The sequence below is a fragment of the Enterobacter sp. MGH 24 genome (genome assembly GCF_000493015.1).
Classification (GTDB): domain Bacteria; phylum Pseudomonadota; class Gammaproteobacteria; order Enterobacterales; family Enterobacteriaceae; genus Enterobacter.
Window position 1 is genome coordinate 1608733 of the sequence record NZ_KI535657.1, and the last position, 15817, is coordinate 1624549.

At 57.1% G+C, this 15817-nt stretch carries 15 protein-coding genes; 6 read left to right on the forward strand and 9 right to left on the reverse strand.

The window, feature by feature from the left end; genetic code table 11:
- Positions 1 to 253: 253 nt before the first annotated feature.
- The gene (locus tag L370_RS14220) at positions 254 to 1873 is read left to right on the forward strand and encodes an ABC-F family ATP-binding cassette domain-containing protein (RefSeq protein ID WP_023334082.1); all 1620 of its coding nucleotides are present in this window, start codon (positions 254 to 256) and stop codon (positions 1871 to 1873) included.
- Positions 1874 to 1911: 38 nt separating this feature from the next.
- Here the strand turns inward: L370_RS14220 and L370_RS14215 are convergent, their stop codons facing one another.
- A complete protein-coding gene (locus L370_RS14215; RefSeq protein ID WP_008502755.1) occupies positions 1912 to 2199 on the reverse strand; it encodes an HTH-type transcriptional regulator in 288 nt (95 codons plus the stop codon).
- A 331-nt stretch (positions 2200 to 2530) separates the two neighbouring features.
- On the opposite strand from L370_RS14215, the gene L370_RS14210 reads away from it, so the two are divergent.
- A complete protein-coding gene (locus tag L370_RS14210) occupies positions 2531 to 3241 on the forward strand; it encodes a DUF3053 domain-containing protein (protein ID WP_023334083.1) in 711 nt (236 codons plus the stop codon).
- 246 nt (positions 3242 to 3487) lie between these two features.
- Positions 3488 to 3700 carry a transcription antiterminator/RNA stability regulator CspE gene (cspA, locus tag L370_RS14205; protein WP_003860775.1) on the forward strand — a complete coding sequence of 71 codons (213 nt, stop codon included), beginning with the start codon at positions 3488 to 3490 and terminating at the stop codon, positions 3698 to 3700.
- Between the two features lie 58 nt (positions 3701 to 3758).
- Here the strand turns inward: cspA and ghrB are convergent, their stop codons facing one another.
- From ghrB to L370_RS14175, 6 genes are all read right to left on the reverse strand, one after another.
- Positions 3759 to 4733 carry a glyoxylate/hydroxypyruvate reductase GhrB gene (gene ghrB / locus L370_RS14200; RefSeq protein ID WP_023334084.1) on the reverse strand — a complete coding sequence of 325 codons (975 nt, stop codon included), beginning with the start codon at positions 4731 to 4733 and terminating at the stop codon, positions 3759 to 3761.
- A 26-nt stretch (positions 4734 to 4759) separates the two neighbouring features.
- Positions 4760 to 6040, reverse strand: a complete 1281-nt coding sequence (locus L370_RS14195) for an MFS transporter (RefSeq protein WP_023334085.1) — start codon at positions 6038 to 6040, stop codon at positions 4760 to 4762.
- Positions 6041 to 6209: 169 nt separating this feature from the next.
- Positions 6210 to 7148 (reverse strand): sugar kinase, encoded by a 939-nt coding sequence (locus L370_RS14190; protein WP_023334086.1) that lies wholly within the window; start codon positions 7146 to 7148, stop codon positions 6210 to 6212.
- A 3-nt stretch (positions 7149 to 7151) separates the two neighbouring features.
- Positions 7152 to 7901 carry a sugar phosphate isomerase/epimerase family protein gene (locus tag L370_RS14185; RefSeq protein ID WP_032666559.1) on the reverse strand — a complete coding sequence of 250 codons (750 nt, stop codon included), beginning with the start codon at positions 7899 to 7901 and terminating at the stop codon, positions 7152 to 7154.
- 103 nt (positions 7902 to 8004) lie between these two features.
- Positions 8005 to 9021: a LacI family DNA-binding transcriptional regulator gene (locus L370_RS14180; RefSeq protein ID WP_023334088.1), complete on the reverse strand. Its 1017-nt coding sequence runs from the start codon at positions 9019 to 9021 to the stop codon at positions 8005 to 8007.
- Between the two features lie 141 nt (positions 9022 to 9162).
- Positions 9163 to 9825 (reverse strand): OmpA family lipoprotein, encoded by a 663-nt coding sequence (locus L370_RS14175; protein ID WP_023334089.1) that lies wholly within the window; start codon positions 9823 to 9825, stop codon positions 9163 to 9165.
- 212 nt (positions 9826 to 10037) lie between these two features.
- Between L370_RS14175 and L370_RS14170 the strand changes: the two genes are divergently transcribed.
- Positions 10038 to 12317 carry a molybdopterin guanine dinucleotide-containing S/N-oxide reductase gene (locus tag L370_RS14170; RefSeq protein WP_050582372.1) on the forward strand — a complete coding sequence of 760 codons (2280 nt, stop codon included), beginning with the start codon at positions 10038 to 10040 and terminating at the stop codon, positions 12315 to 12317.
- On the opposite strand, the gene L370_RS14165 is transcribed toward L370_RS14170, so the two are convergent.
- Positions 12280 to 12726, reverse strand: coding sequence for an N-acetyltransferase (locus L370_RS14165; protein ID WP_023334091.1), 447 nt, complete (start codon positions 12724 to 12726; stop codon positions 12280 to 12282). The genes L370_RS14170 and L370_RS14165 overlap by 38 nt on opposite strands.
- Positions 12704 to 13285, reverse strand: a complete 582-nt coding sequence (gene tag / locus L370_RS14160) for a DNA-3-methyladenine glycosylase I (protein ID WP_023334092.1) — start codon at positions 13283 to 13285, stop codon at positions 12704 to 12706. Before tag ends, L370_RS14165 begins: the two co-directional genes overlap by 23 nt.
- Before the next feature lie 162 nt (positions 13286 to 13447).
- Between tag and L370_RS14155 the strand changes: the two genes are divergently transcribed.
- Together L370_RS14155 and L370_RS14150 are read left to right on the forward strand one after the other, a co-directional pair.
- Positions 13448 to 14146: an autotransporter domain-containing protein gene (locus tag L370_RS14155; protein WP_023334093.1), complete on the forward strand. Its 699-nt coding sequence runs from the start codon at positions 13448 to 13450 to the stop codon at positions 14144 to 14146.
- Positions 14147 to 14384: 238 nt separating this feature from the next.
- Positions 14385 to 15587 (forward strand): L-lactate MFS transporter, encoded by a 1203-nt coding sequence (locus L370_RS14150; protein ID WP_023334094.1) that lies wholly within the window; start codon positions 14385 to 14387, stop codon positions 15585 to 15587.
- Positions 15588 to 15817: the final 230 nt, after the last annotated feature.

A 15817-nucleotide genomic window follows, 5' to 3' on the forward strand; every position in this document is an offset into this window, starting at 1 on the left:
TCTCCCTCAAGGGAGAGGGGGCCGTCTGTGCAGGCAATATTTGGTGGGGATCCCTCAGCCCAAAGGGAGAGGGAGTTCAAATCGTCCAAAATTTAACCTTGAAACCGTCAACACATTACCGCTATCCTTATCCCGTTAACTTTCTCGCGCCGGAGTGCCCCCCAAAAATGAACAAACACGACTGATGAATTTCGATCCTTGCTAAACGCCACCGCGTCGGCAGGGGATGTTTTGATTTCATTCAGGAGTGCTTATGGCTCATTTTGCGCAGTCCCCTTCTTTTATTTTGCATCAGGTCACCTGTCAGTTTCCGACGGGCGATATCCTTTTTGGTCCGCTGAATCTCACGCTGGAACCCTCCCTGTGCGCGCTGGTTGGCCGCAACGGCAGCGGGAAAACGCGTCTGCTGCGTCTGCTGGCGGGGCTGGACGAACCGGCTACCGGCCATATCGAACGCTTTGGCTCGCATGCCTGGGTGGCGCAGCAGCACGTCATTTCTCCGCAGACGACGCTTGCTCAACTGCTCGGGTATGACGCGATTTTTACGGCGCGTAAGCGCATCGACAGCGGCGATTACCAGCCTGACGATCTGGAGCTGCTTGACGGCCACTGGGATGTTGCCGAGCGCCTGCGCGAGGCGTTTATCAATGCGAAACTCCCAACGTTTGACCCGGATAAAACCGCCGCTGAGCTCAGCGGCGGCGAGCGCATCCGCGCCCTGCTGTGCGGGGCGTTTACGGCTGAAGCGGATTTCCTGCTGCTGGACGAGCCCACTAACCATCTGGATCGACAAGGCCGGGCGTGGTTCTACGACCAGCTCAGTCGTTTTCAGGGCGGCGTGCTGGTGGCCTCCCATGACCGTGAGCTTCTGGAGCAGGTGCCGCGTATCCTTGAGCTGAGCGCCTCGGGTCTGTGCAGCTACGGCGGGAATTATGCGGATTATCAAACCCAGCGCGATGCCGAACAGCAGGCGGCCCGCGCGGCGCTGGAACATGCAGCTACCGAGCGCAAACGCACCCGGGCACGCATGCAAAAAGAGCATGATGACAGCCAGCGGCGGTCGGCAAAGACATTGCGCACCGTCGATACCCTGAATATTGCCTCGTTTGAGCGGGTCAAATACAAAGGTGCGGCAAAGGAGCGTATTGGCGCCTGGAAAAAACAGCACAGCGAGCAAAATGAAGCCCTGAATGCCGCGGTAAACAAGGCGCGTGAACGCGTTGAAGAAGATAGCCCGGTCATGTTCACCCTGCCGGGGAGTCAGATCCCGGAGGGGAAGCAGGTGCTGGTGCTGGAGGATCTGGTGCTGCCGCATGTGCCTGCTCCTCCGCTCAACTGGCGGATGGACGGACCGATGCGCGTGGCGTTAAAGGGACCGAACGGCTGCGGCAAATCGACGCTGTTAAAAATCCTCCTCGGCGAGATCGCCCCCCGTTCAGGGACGTGTAAGGTTTCCGTCAGCTGTGCTTATCTCGACCAGCATTTGTCACAACTTGATCTTTCGCAGTCGGTCATGACGCATCTCAACCTGAGTCATACGCCTCTGGAAGAGGGGGTATTGCGAACCCGTCTGGCGCAGCTTCAACTGGGTGCCGACAAAGTCACGCTCCCGCTGGCGGAGCTCAGCGGCGGCGAGCGTCTTAAAGCCGCCCTGGCCTGCGTGCTGTGGCGCGCGGAGGCCACGCAGCTTCTGCTGCTGGATGAACCGACCAACCATCTGGATCTGGCCTCGGTCCAGGCTATTGAAGCGGCGCTGGACGGTTTCCCCGGAGCTCTGCTGGTGGTATCACACGACGAGGCTTTTCTAAGAGGCTTAACGTTAACGCATGAATGGGTATGGGAAGAGGCGGGCTGGCGTTGCGAGAGCCTTTAAACACAAGCCCCCGCAGAGGCGGGGGCGTTCAAACTTGACTACGCTATCTGTTTGCTGAGTGCAGGGTTGGCCTGAATCAGGCGCATCAGCCTTAACTCGGTTGGGGTGGGTTTCTCACGTTTTGACTCCCACTCCTGCACCATAGCTACGCTGACACCCATCGCTCTGGCGAATTCTTCCGTTTTCAGTCCCGTCCCTTTGCGCAATTGCTCATATTCTGTAAAGGGATTGGATTTTTGTTGCAGGGTAATCGTCTGCGGTACATCTTTAAAAATGATCTGTTCCAGACTGCTCAGCAGTTCAAACTCAGGATCTTTATATTCCATTGAGGACTCCTCTTAAATCTCACATCGTGATCAAGAACATCAGAGAGCCAGTTAAGAATAGTCCCTAATACCAACCCAGGATCGTCACGGGTGTGATTAATCGTGCGGTAACGATCGCTTTACCCGATTCAGCAATATGGACAGTTATGCTAATTCCCTGATTAGTCATGTGTCGGCTTCGGCAGGTATTTTTTTGTAAATGGTAAGAAATAAATCGGCAATAGCCGTTTTGCATGAAAAGAGTATCTTGCAAGGCTGACCTGGACTATCCTTGTCAGCGTCGGGCACGCGTGTGCCGGTGTGCGCTTTTTTGGGTGAAAGGAGTAATAAAATGGCGACAGGAAAGTCCTGCTCTCGCTGGTTTGCGCCTATTGCGGCGTTGTTGATGGTTGTTAGCCTGAGTGGGTGTTTTGATAAAGAAGGCGATCAGCGCAAAGCGTTTATCGATTTTCTGCAGAATACAGTGATGCGCAGCGGCGAACGGTTGCCGACGCTGACTGCGGATCAGAAAAAACAGTTTGGCCCCTTCGTGTCCGATTACGCCATTCTTTATGGTTATTCACAGCAGGTGAGCCAGGCGATGGATTCCGGTATCCGCCCGGTAGTGGATAGCGTGAACGCCATTCGCGTTCCGCAGGATTATATGACGCAGCGCGAACCGCTTCGCCAGTCCAACGGTGCGCTTGGCGTGCTGAGCCAGCAGTTGCAGAATGCGAAAATGCAGGCTGACGCGTCACGTTCTGCGCTGAAGCAGGGCGACGATCTCAAACCGGTCTTCGACAAAGTGTATGAGAAAGTGGTGACCAAGCCTTCTGAAGCGCTGCAACCGCTGATTCCGGCCGCGCAAATCTTCACGCAGCAGCTGGTTCAGGTGGGTGACTTTATTGCCCAGCAGGAAGCTCAGGTGAGCTTTGTTGCTAACGGCATTCAGTTCCCAACCTCGCAGCAGGCAAGCCAGTACAATACGCTGATTGGGCCGCTGGCCTCCCAGCATCAGGCCTTTAGCCAGGCCTGGAGTGCCGCCGTCACGGCCACAGAATAAACCAAAAAACCCCGCTTCCGGCGGGGTTTTTTTATGCATATTGAAAATAACGCTTGTCATTCCTCTACCACATCGGTATAACTATTCCCGTCGGTTTGTTACACAGACCTAAAGCAGTTTAGTAAAGCAGTCCAGATTGTTATCCATAGATACCCTTCGTAGTGACCCTTCCTTCATCGCTTAAAAATCTGTAACGCAATCCATCAAGCCGGAAGGCACAATATATTTGTTAATAAGGTAATTTCTATGTCTGCTAAAATGACTGGTCTGGTAAAATGGTTCAACGCTGATAAAGGTTTCGGCTTCATCACTCCTGACGATGGCTCAAAAGACGTGTTCGTACACTTCTCTGCTATCCAGAACGATGGCTACAAATCTCTGGACGAAGGTCAGAAAGTGTCCTTCACCATCGAAAGCGGCGCTAAAGGCCCAGCAGCTGGTAACGTTGTAAGCCTGTAAGCTTCCAACCCAGTAGCACAAAATTCAAAAACCCGCCTTCTGGCGGGTTTTTTCGTTTCTATCGTTGCACCTGCGGGTTCACGCAGTTTATCTCCACCTCTCCGCTAAGGGCGGCGATGAGATTATCGACCGCAGTGGCCGCCATGTTGTAGCGCGTCTCATGGGTGGCTGAGCCGATGTGCGGCAGCGCAACCACGTTAGGCAGCGAAAGCAGCGGGGAATCCACCGGCAGCGGCTCCTGCTCAAAGACGTCCAGACCTGCTGCATGGATCTCACCATTCTGCAGGGCCTCAATCAGCGCCTTCTCATCCACCACCGGGCCGCGACCCGCGTTGATGAAAATGGCTGACTGCTTCATTTTCTTAAACGCCTCTTTGCCAATCAGATGACGCGTTTCGTCCGTCAGCGGCAGAACCAGGCAAACAAAATCAGCTTCCTGCAGCAGGGTATCCAGCTCGCAGTAGCGCGCGTTGAAGCGTTCTTCGGCTTCACTGTGATGGCGACGCGCGTTATACAGAATCGGCATGTTAAAGCCAAAATGCGCGCGCTGCGCCAGTGCCAGCCCGATACGCCCCATGCCAACAATGCCCAGGGTTTTGCCGTTAACGTCCACGCCGAACCAGTCCGGACCAATGCTTTTTGTCCATTCTCCCGCTTTCACGCGCTCGGCGACTTCCACCACGCGACGGGCCGTGGTGAGAACCAGCGCCATCAGCGTGTCGGCCACGGTTTCCGTCAGGGCATGTGGCGTATGCATCAGCAGGATCTTGCGGGCATTGAGGGCATCCACGTCGAAGTTGTCGTAACCCACGGAAACGGTAGAGGTAGCACGAAGCTTCGGCATTTTCTCCAGCAGGGCGACATCCACTTTCTCGCTTGAACCCAGCAGGCCTTCGGCGCTGGCGAACGCTTCGGCGTGCTGTGCCACGGTTTCCGGGCTCAGGTTCTTCACCTGCGTGACGGTGAAGTGTTCTTCAAGGCGTTTCTGCAGATCTTCCGGCAGTGCTTTATACAAAATGACGGACGGCTTCATGCTAATCTCCGTTGATTTTTAAGGATTCAGGCGTGGCGAGCGCCGACAGGGTGTTGTTGATTATTAGCAGGCTTAACAATCAGAGTAAGCCACACGGAGGCGAAAAGCGCCACCCCCATAAAGATGTACGATGCGGATGGACTGCCGGTAGCACCGTTCAGGTAACCGACGAACCAGGAGCCGCAGAACGAACCCAGCGCACCCATACTGTTAATTAATGCCATCGCGCCACCCGCGACGTTACGCGGCAGCATTTCCGGGATGATGGCAAAGAACGGTCCGTACGGGGCGTACATGGCGGCACCGGCAATGACCAGCAGAGCGTAAGAGGCCCAGAAGTGATTCGCGCCGACGGCCCAGGAGCCAATGAACGCAAAGGCAGCGATCAGCAGCAGCGGCCAGACAAACAGCTTACGGTTCTGCAGCTTATCCGATGCCCATGATGCGACGATCATGGCGATGGTCGCGGCCAGATACGGTACCGAAGAGAGCCAGCCCACTTCTACCATGCCGAGGTTTTCGCCGCCGCTGCGGATAATCGACGGCAGCCACAGCACAAAACCGTACACGCCGATGCTCCAGGTAAAGTACTGCGCGCAGAGCAGGATCACGTTGCGCGAGCGGAAGGCTTCACCGTAGTTGCGAACCGCCTTCAGACCTTGCTGTTCTTTATCCAGCTGCGCCTGCAGCGCCGCTTTTTCATCTTCGGAAAGCCATTTCGCCTGGGCAGGTTTATCTTTCACCAGCACCCACCAGCAGAATGCCCAGATCACTGCCGGGACCCCTTCGATGATAAACATTTCGCGCCAGCCGAAGGACTGGATCAGGTAGCCAGACACCACCGACATCCACAGTACCGTGACCGGGTTACCGAGGATCAGGAAGGTATTCGCGCGCGAGCGTTCAGATTTGGTAAACCAGTTGCTGATGTAGATCAGCATTGCCGGCATGACCGCCGCCTCAACGACGCCGAGGATAAAGCGAATGGCGGCCAGGGCAGGAATATTGTTCACCACGCCGGTCAGCGACGCGCAGGCGCCCCACAGGATCAGGCAGACGAAGATCAGCTTACGCACGCTGCGGCGTTCCGCATAGATAGCGCCGGGGATCTGGAAGAAGAAGTAGCCCAGGAAGAAAAGGGCACCCAGCAGGGAGGAGATACCTTTGGTGATGCCGAGGTCTTCGGTGATCCCTGCCGCGGACGCGAAGCTGAAGTTAGCACGGTCAAGGTACGCCAGGCTGTACGTGATAAACACGATTGGCATGATGTACCACCAGCGTTTTACTGCATTGGTCGAACTGTTCATAGGCTTGCCTCTGTTGTTGAGGTTGTTACCGCCGTTGTCTGTAGGGTACACGGTGGTTTGTTTTGTTGAGTGCGATTTATGCCCCTCACCCCGGCCCTCTCCCCAAAGGGGAGAGGGAGCAAGTCATTCCCTCGCCCCTCTGGGGAGAGGGCTAGGGTGAGGGGAATGTTTATTCGTTAAGCTCTGCTCGCGTGGGTAATCCTTCGCTGTCACCCTGGACCTGAATGGCCAGCGAGCCAATCTTGTTGCCCCGCGCCACGGCCTGCGGCAGCGTTTTGCCTTCCAGCAGGGCGCTAATCACGCCCACGGCAAAACCGTCGCCCGCGCCGACGGTGTCGACTACGTTCTCAACCTTCACCGCCGCGACCGCGCCCTGTTCGCCGTTGGCCGTCTTAAACCAGGCGCCGTCGGCACCGGTCTTCAGCACCACCGCTTTTACGCCTTTATTCAGGTAGAAATCGGCAATGCCTTCCGGCGCGCTTTCACCGGTCAGGATCATCCCTTCTTTCAGACCCGGGAGAACCCAGTCAGCCTGGAATGCCAGATTGTTGAGCTTCTCAACCATTTCCGCTTCGCTTTTCCACAGCACCGGGCGCAGGTTCGGATCGAAAGAGATCGTTTTTCCCTGTGCTTTCAGCGTGGCTGCCGCATGATCCAGCAGCTCATACGAGCTGGCAGAGAGCGCTGCCGCCACGCCGCTCAGGTGCAGGTGGCGCGCGGAAGCGAAATAGTCGGCGTGATAATCCGCGACAGAGAGGTGGCTGGCGGCCGATCCCTTACGGAAATATTCCACGATGGGATCGGTTCCATTTTCGACCTTTGATTTAAGCTGAAAGCCGGTAGGGAAGCGTTCGTCGAGGGTGACGCCTGCGGCATCAATTCCCTCTTTTTTCAGCGAGTCGAGGACGAAATGGCCAAAGCTGTCGTCCCCCACGCGGCTGACCCAGCCGACGTTCAGGCCGAGACGTGCCAGGCCGGTCGCGACGTTCAGCTCTGCGCCTGCCACGCGTTTGATAAAGTGCTCTACCGCGCTCAGCTCGCCCGTTTCGGTGGCGACAAACATCGCCATGGCTTCGCCGATTGTGATGACATCCAGCGTCTTGTGCATGGTTTACTCCTCGCGCAGCAGGTTGACGTAATGGCGGGTAACGGCGGTTAAATCCGTCCCTTCCAGCGGGAACTCGATACCGCGCGGGGCATCGGCAGGCAGCTGGCCGAGCAGATCCAGCCAGCGCGCATCGGCGTGGTCCGGTGCCACGGCGCGGAAGTTATCTTTATGCGGCACGGCGGCTTTCACGTGGATATAGCTCACCGCTGGGGCCAGATGACGCGCGGCTTCTTCGGGGGAATCACCGACCCACAGCCAGTTGCCCATGTCGAAGGTCAGCGTGACGGGCAATGCCATTTCCCGACAGGCGGCCTGGAAGCGCTGCATGGGGGCGAGCTGTCCGCAGTCGGTCTGATCGTTCTCCACGACCAGCGCCATGCCGCTTGCGTTCAGCAGGGTACGCAGGGCGTCGAGAGGCTGCGCGTCGCGGAAATGGCCCAGGGAAACCTTCAGCCACAGGGCGTTCAGGGTGCAGGCCTCAGAGAGATAGCGGGTCAGGTCCGGGTTGAGGGTGCCGTCGGGCATAAACAGGGCGGCGGGGGCGGAGTAGCACGCCAGCAGGCCGAGCAGCTCAATGGATTCTCCCAGCGCAGGCAGCGCCAGCAGCTCTTCACTGCTGAACAGTTCCCGGCGGATCTCCACGCCGTCTGCCCCCGCGCCTGCAATAACGGGAAGCATCGCCCGTTGACCGCCTGCCTGTCGCACCTGTTCCGCACCGTACGCGGCGGTGACCACCATAATTTTCCTGCCCATCTTCGGACTCCATCGCAACATATCAATACTATTACGCTAGATGGAACCGGTTCCAAAGAAAAGGTCAGGATGTCGAATTTATGATCGGTATCACAAGGGAAAATTAACGCGCCGTGGAGCCGCGAACGATCAGCTCGCCGGAGAAGACCTGCTCGCGAACGGCATCGCTGGTGCCTTCAATGCGGCGAACCACTTGTTCAACAGCAGCATAGCCAATCTGCCAGGTGGGCTGTTTGAGTGTCGTAATGCCGACGCCCGCCAGCTCCGCCCACTCCAGTTCATCAAACCCCAGCAGACCGATATCGCTGCCCCAGTGCAGACCAATGCGCTTGAGCGAGCGGGCGACCTGAAGCGTCAGCGCCCCGTTGGCGGAGATAACGGCTTTGCGCATCCCGCGATGGCGTGTGTGGAACTGACGCAGGGTGTTGTCGAGCTGGTCGGCTTCGTGAAGCGGCGTTTCGGCATTTTCGGCGATCACGCCGGGATATCGCTCCAGCGTGGCGCGAAATGCGCTCAGACGTTCGCGACGGGTGTTGACCATCCCTAACGGTTCACTCAGAAACAGAATGGCCTCGAAGCCCTGGTCGATCAGGTGCTCGGTGGCGGTCGTGGCGGCCTGGGTGTTATCCAGCCCGACCACATCGCAGGCAAATTCCGGAATTTTACGGTCGATGAGGACCATGGGCAGGGAGGACTGCTGCAGGCGATTTAAACCCTCTTCCCGCATGCCCACGGCGTTCACCACAATCCCTTCGACCTGGTAGCTGCGCAGCAGGTCGAGATAGTGCAGCTCCTGATCGACTTCGTTGTTGGTGTTACAGACCAGCGGCGTGAAACCCTTCTCGCGACAGGCGGCTTCGATACCGCTGAGCACGTTAACGGAATAGGGATTGGTGATATCGGCGATGATAAGCCCGATAAGGCGGGTGCGGCCGCGTTTGAGCCCGCGCGCCATGAGGCTGGGACGGTAGTCGAGATCGGCAATGGCCTGTTCAATACGCGCCAGCAACGCATCGGACAGCAGGTGTTTCTCGCCGTTAAGGTAGCGCGAAATGCTGGTTTTACCGGTTTTGGCGGCTTTCGCCACGTCGCTGATGGTGGCCCGGGCTGGTTTGCTCATCGCTGATTTCCCTGAATTTAGTGTGAATACCTTAGCGGGAAAATCTGGCGAATCAAGTCATTTGCCCGGTGGCGCTGCGCTTACCGGGCCTACATGCTGAACGTAGGCCCGGTAAGGCGAAGCCGCCACCCGGCTTAATGATTACTGCACAGGACTCAACGTAATCTCAACGCGGCGGTTCTGCGCTTTGCCTTCCGCCGTGCTGTTGCTGGCGATAGGGTTGGCAGGTCCCATGCCGCTGGTGCGAATGCGGTTCGCTTCAACGCCCTGGGTAATCAGCGAGCTGGCCACGGCGTCGGCGCGCTGCTGGGACAGACGCATGTTCAGATCCTGACTGCCGGTGCTGTCGGTATAGCCCATCACGTTCACGGCGGTCTTGTTGTACTCTTTCAGCACCATTGCCACGCCGGTCAGCGTGTTCGCGCCCGCAGGCTTCAGCGTTGCGCTGCTGCTGTCGAAGGTCACGTTGTTTGGCATATTCAGGATGATGTTATCCCCGCTGCGCGTTACGCTCACACCGGTACCCTTCATTTTGTCGCGCAGCTTCGCTTCCTGCACGTCCATGTAATAGCCTACGCCGCCGCCCAGCGCCGCGCCCGCCGCTGCGCCAATCAGCGCGCCTTTGCCGCGATCTTTCTTGGAGGAGGAGAGTGCTCCAACGCCTGCGCCGACCAGCGAGCCGATACCTGCGCCAATGCCGGATTTACCCGCTTCGCGCTCACCGGTATAAGGGTTGGTTGTGCAGCCAGAAACAGCCAGTGCACCGCTCACCAGAGCGGCAATAACGAGTACGCGTTTTTTCATCTTCTTTCCTTAATCCTTTTTATTCTTTGCCACGGCGAGCGTGGCAGTTGATTATGACGTCCAGATACGGAGAAAATTCCGGGTATAACTCTGAAATTTGTGACAAACCATAAACTGCCTCAGCAAGAAGGCGGTAAAACCTGCACGCAACCAGGAGCGCACGCTTGAGCACCTCAACGAAAACCATTCTGACCGCCGCCCACTGGGGGCCGATGCTGGTCGAAACCGACGGCGAAAATGTTCTGTCGTCCCGCGGGGCATTACCAACCCAACATCCCAACTCGTTACAGACCGTCGTTCGCGATCAGGTGCATAGCAAAACGCGCGTTCGCTGGCCGATGGTGCGTAAAGGTTTTCTGGCCTCGCCGGACAAGCCTCAGGGTATTCGCGGTCAGGATGAGTTTGTTCGCGTGAGCTGGGATGACGCGCTGGCGCTGATCCACGCCCAGCACAAGCGTATTCGCGACAGTTACGGGCCGTCGTCCATTTTCGCCGGCTCCTACGGCTGGCGTTCTAACGGCGTGCTGCATAAGGCCTCGACGCTGCTGCAGCGCTACATGAGCCTGACGGGAGGCTATACCGGTCATCTGGGTGATTACTCCACCGGCGCGGCGCAGGCGATCATGCCGTACGTTGTCGGGGGGAACGAAGTGTACCAGCAGCAGACCAGCTGGCCGCTGGTGCTGGCGCATACCGACGTGGTGGTGCTCTGGAGCGCTAATCCGCTTAACACACTGAAAATTGCCTGGAATGCCAGCGACGAGCAGGGCATTGGATATTTCGACGCGCTGCGCAAAAGCGGCAAGCGCATCATCTGCATTGACCCGATGCGCTCTGAAACCATGGATTTCTTCGGCGACAGCGCCGAGTGGATTGCCCCGCATATGGGCACCGACGTGGCGATGATGCTGGGTATCGCTCATACGCTGGTTGAAAACGGCTGGCACGACGTTGAATTCCTGACGCGCTGTACCACCGGCTTCGATAAATTCGCCGACTACCTGACGGGTCAATCCGATGGGGTAGCAAAAACGGCAGAGTGGGCGGCAAATATTTGCGGCGTTCCCGCAGAGAAAATCCGCGAACTGGCGGCGTTATTCCATAAAAGTACCACGATGTTAATGTCCGGCTGGGGGATGCAGCGCCAGCAGTTTGGCGAGCAAAAACACTGGATGCTGGTCACCCTTGCCGCAATGCTTGGGCAGATCGGCACGCCGGGCGGGGGTTTTGGTCTCTCCTATCACTTTGCAAACGGCGGTAATCCTACGCGTAAAGCGGCGGTGCTGGCGTCTCTGCAAGGCTCGGTGCAGGGGGGCGTGGACGCCGTGGATAAAATCCCGGTGGCGCGGATCGTTGAAGCCCTGGAAAATCCCGGCGGTTTTTATCAGCACAATGGTCTGGACCGCCACTTCCCGGATATTAAATTTGTCTGGTGGGCGGGCGGGTCGAACTTCACGCACCATCAGGATACCAATCGCCTGATCCGCGCCTGGCAGAAGCCGGAGCTGGTGGTGATCTCAGAGTGTTTCTGGACCGGCTCGGCTAAGCATGCAGATATTGTGCTGCCGGCGACCACCTCGTTTGAGCGTAACGATCTCACCATGACCGGCGACTACAGCAACCAGCATATGGTCCCGATGAAGCGTGTAGTGGCCCCGCGAGATGAAGCACGTGATGATTTTGACGTGTTTGCTGAACTGAGCGAGCTGTGGGAAGCGGGCGGCCGCGCGCGTTTCACCGAGGGGAAAACTGACCTCGAATGGCTGGAGACCTTCTATCAGATTGCCGGACAGCGCGGCGCAGCGCAGGGCGTGACGCTTCCGCCCTTTGCTGAGTTCTGGGAGGCAAACCAGATCGTCGAGATGCCGGAGAGCGAACAGAACGCGAAGTTTGTCCGCTTTGCCGATTTCCGCCGCGAACCGGAGAGCCACCCGCTGAAAACCGAGAGCGGAAAGATCGTGATCTACAGCGAGCGCATCGCCAGCTTCGGGTATGCCGACTGCCCGCCACACCCTATGTGGCTCGAGCCGGACGAGTGGCACGGCAACGCCCAGCCGGAACAGCTGCAGGTGCTGTCTGCGCATCCCGCGCACCGTCTGCACAGCCAGCTTAACTATACGTCCCTGCGCGAGCAGTATGCGGTCGCCGGGCGAGAGCCGATCACGCTGAATACCCTCGATGCGAAAGCGCGCGGGATTGCGGACGGCGACGTGGTGCGCGTCTGGAACTCGCGCGGGCAGGTACTGGCAGGGGCAGTGGTGAGCGACGGGATTAAACCGGGCGTGCTCTGTATTCATCAGGGCGCATGGCCCGATCTGGAGCCCGCCGAAGGCGGTATTTGTAAAAACGGGGCGGTTAACGTGCTGACCAAAGATCTCCCCAGCTCGAAGCTGGGGAATGGTTGCGCAGGGAACACGGCCCTGGCCTGGGTCGAGAAATATCAGGGACCCGAGCTTACCTTAACGGCGTTTGATCCGCCTGCCAGCTCATGATCCACGTCGGGTGCTGGGTATCATCCTGCCAGGCGCTGTCTTCAATGCGAAAGCCCTGAGCATGGTAGAAATTCACCGCCCGAACATTTTTCTGGTACACCTCCAGCGTTAAGTGCGGGAAGCGCTGTTGAACGTGGTTCAGCAGCGCGCGCCCGATGCCTTTCCCGATGCATGACGGCGCCACAAACAGGGCGCCGACAAACTGAGACTGCATCACGCTGATAAATCCGCAAGGTTCGCCATCCTGTTCCCAGACCCAGGTTTCCGCCGACGGCAGGTAAACGTCCCGCACCATCGCCTCGTTCTCTTTCCAGTAACCCGGCTCGATAAACGGATGCGCCTCCGTGGTGCTTTCAAGCCACAGGCTCAGAAGCGGTGTGGTATTCTCACTTTGCCATTTGCGGATCATGATGGTCTCCCGGATGACAGAAGCAGCCGGTAACGTGATCGTTGACCAGGCCACAGGCCTGCATAAAGGCGTAGCAGATGGTGGAGCCGACAAACTTAAAGCCGCGTTTTTTCAGGGCCTTCGAGAGGGCATCCGAGGCCGGGGTAGAGGCCGGGATTTCCGCGAGCGTGGCGGCCTGGGTGACCTGCGGATCGTTGTTCACAAACGACCAGACAAAATCTGAAAACGATTCGCCGTTTTGTTCCATCGCCAGGTAAGCGCGTGCGTTACCGATGATGGCCTGAATCTTACCGCGATGGCGGATGATGCCGGCATCCTGTACCAGGCGTTCCACGTCTTCATCGGTCATCGCGGCGACGGCGACAGGATCGAACTGGAGGAAGGCGTTGCGGTAGTTTTCGCGTTTCTTCAGTACCGTTATCCACGATAACCCCGCCTGCTGGCCTTCCAGGCAGATCATCTCAAAGAGTTTTTTGCCATCCGTTTCCGGCACGCCCCATTCCCGATCGTGATAGTCGATATAAAGCTGATCCTGGCTTACCCAACCGCAACGTTCCATCCGTCATCTCCCTTATTGATACTGATTTCGCAAAATTTTCATTCTGTCTGGCTTGACGTGTTTACTATAAAGACAATAGTTAATACAGGGCCATGTGCTCTATAAGCTCTTCCTGAATAACGACAAATATCGCCGAATTCGGCTCTCTCTGGGGTCGCGTTGATGATGATAAAAAAAATCAGTGGTCGCCATGCTGCTTCTGGCCTGGTGGGGATTTCAGCCTGCCTGTTTTTTTGTAATTCAGCGTCTGCCTGGCAACAGGAATATATCGTTTCAGACGCCCAAAATAATACGGCGGAACGCTATACATGGGACGCGGATCACCAACCGCGTTATGAGGATATTCTCGCTGAGCGTATTCAGTCTTCACAAAATGCGCCAGGCCTTGCCCTGAATGTGCCGTCAGGCAACACGGTGGATGGGGCGATGAGCGTGGGCTGGAATTTTCCGGTTTCAGCACGTATCACCACCGGCCCGGTGGTGGCGTGGCGGTATGACGGAACGACTCCCATGATGGTCAACGAGTTTGGTGATAGCGCGTCGACGCAGGCACTTACCGACCCGCTCTGGCATGCCAGCGTGAGCACGCTGGGGTGGCGCGTGAATACCCAGTACGGGGATCTCCGTCCCTGGGCGCAGATCAGCTATAACCAGCAGTTTGGTGAAAACCAGTGGAAATCGCAGTTTGGTATGCCGCAAACGCCGGCCCCTGCCCAAAGTGGTAGCTGGATGGATGTCACCGTGGGAACGGATATTCCCTTTAATACACACATGGCGGCCTATGCGTCGCTGGCTCAGGGTGAGCATACCACCATCGGTGAGGAGTTTTTATACACCCTCGGCGTCAGCGCGAATTTCTAGTGTTGTTACTTTTTTAAACGTTACGATAACATTTAGAATACAACAACCACGGGCATTGTAGCGATAGCGGGTACTAACACGCTGTCGCTTTATTCCCGAACCAGGCCATTCATTCCCGATTCCAGGCATTTCATTCCGCTCCGCCTGCATTTCATGCCGTTTCCCCCCAGGCGTATTAAGGTTTTGTTTATCGTTGTCCTCAGCGAACTTCCTTAATTTCTCTTGCAGGACAACTGCCATGAACACATCAACTTATAACCGCACGCGCTGGCTTACGCTCTTTGGCACCATCGTTACCCAGTTTGCGCTGGGGTCGGTCTATACCTGGAGCCTGTTTAACAGTGCGCTTTCCGACAAACTTGGCGCACCGGTCAGCCAGGTCGCGTTCTCCTTTGGTCTGCTGAGCCTGGGTCTGGCGATTTCGTCTTCCGTCGCGGGCAAGCTGCAGGAGCGTTTCGGGGTGAAGCGTGTGACCATGGCGTCCGGCATACTGCTGGGTCTGGGCTTTTTCCTGACGGCGCATTCCAGCAACCTGATGATGCTGTGGCTGAGCGCCGGCGTGCTGGTGGGCCTGGCCGATGGCGCAGGTTACCTCCTGACCCTGTCGAACTGCGTGAAGTGGTTCCCGGAGCGTAAAGGTTTAATCTCCGCGTTTGCCATCGGATCCTATGGTCTGGGCAGCCTCGGGTTCAAATTTATCGACTCTCATCTGCTGGCGTCCGTTGGCCTCGAAAACACCTTTATGATCTGGGGCGCCATCGTGCTGGTGATGATTCTGTTCGGTGCCACGCTGATGACCGATGCGCCGCAGCAGGAGGTCAAATCCGTTAACGGCGTGGTGGAGAACGACTTCACTCTCGCGCAGTCCATGCGTAAGCCACAGTACTGGATGCTGGCGGTGATGTTCCTGACGGCCTGCATGAGCGGACTGTATGTTATCGGCGTGGCGAAGGACATCGCGCAGGGGATGGTGAAGCTGGATGCGGCCACGGCGGCGAATGCGGTGACCGTGATCTCCATTGCTAACCTCTCCGGTCGTTTGGTCCTCGGTATTCTGTCTGACAAAATTGCCCGCATCCGCGTGATTACGATTGGGCAGGTGGTTTCGCTGGTCGGCATGGCGGCGCTGCTGTTCGCTCCGCTGAATGAAGCCACCTTCTTCGCGGCGATTGCCTGCGTGGCCTTTAACTTCGGCGGCACCATTACCGTCTTCCCGTCACTGGTGAGCGAGTTCTTTGGCCTGAACAATCTGGCGAAAAACTATGGCGTGATTTATCTCGGCTTCGGCATCGGCAGTATCTGCGGTTCGCTGATTGCCTCCCTGTTCGGCGGGTTCTATGTGACCTTCTGCGTCATCTTCGCCTTGTTGATTATCTCACTGGCGCTATCCACCACGATTCGCCAGCCGCAGCGCGAAGTATTTAAAGAAGTACATGCATAAGCGGAATGAAAGAGGCCATTGCGGCCTCTTTTTTCTTTATGTGAGAGGCTTCCCGTCTCGATATTTTGTAAAAATTTACACCGATCACACTCTCTGCTGCCACTTTTCTCTCCCGCTGTGGTCTACTTACCGCGCTTGTAGACGTTTCTCATAACGCTTCCTTACGCATTTACTTACTCTGTCCGCTTTCTCGTTGAGATTCGGCGGGTCTTTATACCCCTTCCCCCAGG